This window comes from Bartonella callosciuri (assembly GCF_014203215.1).
Classification (GTDB): domain Bacteria; phylum Pseudomonadota; class Alphaproteobacteria; order Rhizobiales; family Rhizobiaceae; genus Bartonella; species Bartonella callosciuri.
Window position 1 is genome coordinate 2,501 of record NZ_JACHIM010000016.1, and the last position, 2,500, is coordinate 5,000.

Annotated in this window: 2 tRNA genes and 1 rRNA gene (1 of these 3 only partly in view); all 3 read right to left on the reverse strand. The window is 46.7% G+C overall.

The window, feature by feature from the left end:
* Positions 1–1,707 (reverse strand): 23S ribosomal RNA (locus HNQ69_RS07260); it reaches 1,106 nt to the left of the window's first position.
* Positions 1,708–2,061: 354 nt separating this feature from the next.
* Positions 2,062–2,137: transfer RNA gene (locus HNQ69_RS07265), tRNA-Ala, on the reverse strand.
* 227 nt (positions 2,138–2,364) lie between these two features.
* Positions 2,365–2,441 (reverse strand) — tRNA-Ile (locus tag HNQ69_RS07270).
* Positions 2,442–2,500: the final 59 nt, after the last annotated feature.

A 2,500-nucleotide genomic window follows, 5' to 3' on the forward strand; every position in this document is an offset into this window, starting at 1 on the left:
GCTACCCCCTGGTCTGTGCCACCCTCTAACGGTTGCCCGCTAAAGGGTCACGCTTCTTCCGAAGTTACGCGTGCAATTTGCCGAGTTCCTTCAACGTAGTTCTCTCAAGCGCCTTAGTATACTCTACCAGTCCACCTGTGTCGGTTTCGGGTACGGTCTATATGTGGGAGCTATTTCCTGGAACTGCTTCACTGCAAGATCAATCCAATAAGACCTTACAATACACGCAATCCGTCACTACCCACAGGTCCACGAATATTAACGTGGTTCCCATCGACTACGCCTTTCGGCCTCGCCTTAGGGGCCGACTCACCCTGCTCAGATTAACTTTAAGCAGGAACCCTTGGACTTTCGGCGAGGGAGTCTCTCACTCCCTTTATCGTTACTCATGTCAGCATTCTCACTTCCGATACCTCCAGGAGCTCTCACGAGTCTCCCTTCACAGGCTTACGGAACGCTCCGCTACCACTTACTCTTAAAAGAGTAAATCCACAGCTTCGGTGTATGGCTTTAGCCCCGTTACATTTTCGGCGCAGGGACCCTTATTTAGACCAGTGAGCTGTTACGCTTTCTTTAAATGATGGCTGCTTCTAAGCCAACATCCTGGTTGTTTTGGGATCCTCACATCCTTTCCCACTTAGCCATAACTTGGGGACCTTAGATGGTGGTCAGGGTTGTTTCCCTCTCCACGACGGACGTTAGCACCCGCCGTGTGTCTGCTAGTTAGTTCTTCCAGGTATTCGGAGTTTGGTTAGGTTTGGTAATCCGGCGAGGACCCCTAGCCCATCCAGTGCTCTACCCCCTGGAGAATTCGACTAACGCTCTACCTAAATAGATTTCGCGGAGAACCAGCTATTTCCGAGTTTGATTGGCCTTTCACCCCTAGCCACAAGTCATCCCAATCTATTGCAACAGATACGGGTTCGGCCCTTCAGTAAGTGTTACCTTACCTTCAGCCTGCTCATGGCTAGATCACTCGGTTTCGGGTCTAATCCAACGAACTGAACGCCCTATTCAGACTCGCTTTCGCTACGCCTACACCTACCGGCTTAAGCTTGCTCGTTAGACTAAGTCGCTGACCCATTATACAAAAGGTACGCCGTCACCCAGAACAAATCTTGGGCTCCGACTGTTTGTAGGCATTCGGTTTCAGGTACTATTTCACTCCCCTTGTCGGGGTACTTTTCACCTTTCCCTCACGGTACTGGTTCGCTATCGGTCATGCACGAGTACTTAGGCTTGGATCGTGGTCGACCCATATTCAGACAGGATTTCACGTGTCCCGCCCTACTCTAGGACTTAAATCAGAGTTACGTATACGGGACTATCACCCACTTTGGTTCGACTTTCCAGTCGATTCTACTTTTCTTAATTTAAGCCACTGGCCTGGTCCGCGTTCGCTCGCCACTACTAACGGAGTCTCGTTTGATGTCCTTTCCTACAGGTACTTAGATGTTTCAGTTCCCTGCGTTTGCTTCTTACACCCTATTTTATTCAGGTATAGATACCTTTATATGACGACTAGAAATTTAAACTGTTTTTTGCAAAACAGCTTAATTTCTCTAGCCATCAAAGGTGGGTTGCCCCATTCGGAAATCTACGGATCAAAGGGTATTCGCACCTCCCCGTAGCTTATCGCAGCGTATCACGTCCTTCATCGCCTGTGCATGCCAAGGCATCCACCAAATGCCCTTAAGACACTTGATCGTTCTCATTGCCAATATTCATTCACTCTTCAGTCACTGTTTGTCTGCATTCTTTGCCTTGTGCAAAACAAAGCGCAAAACAAACACAAATATCAGCAGAAAAGACCAGCTTCTCGAGATATATTCAATGGCGCGGTTAAGCTTCCAATCATAAGCAAGGACTTTGAGCATTCCCTTGCGACACAATATTTCTTTTTTAAAAGCATCTTCCTTAGAACAAATTTTGCTCTTCAGAACAAATACTCAAAAGAAACATGTCTGAATATATCTTCTCTTCACAATTTCAATAGAACAAGTGAAAGGTTACAAACCTCTCACAAAAGCGTGTTCTTCCAACAATGATGATGATCTAAAGTGGTGGAGCCGGACGGGATCGAACCGACGACCCCCTGCTTGCAAAGCAGGTGCTCTCCCAGCTGAGCTACGGCCCCTAAATAGGATAGAAGGATTGCAAACTGGAAAATAGGCTAAAACTGTGTAAGGAGATTTCTGTTGAATATACATTTCTGTTAAATATACAATGCAAATGCAAATTTGCATTACTTTTCCCTTGAACTGCTTTACCTTATCACAGCTGCCAAACGGATAAGCGCTACAATCCTTTTATAGCAATCTTCTCATAAAAGCATGATAAACATTTAGAGATGGATGGATAAAGTGGTGGGCCTGGGAGGACTTGAACCTCCGACCTCACGCTTATCAAGCGCGCGCTCTAACCAACTGAGCTACAAGCCCTCCGGGATAAACCGGAAAACCTTCCCCGGCCTTATCTTATCAAGCAGAAAAACTTTGTT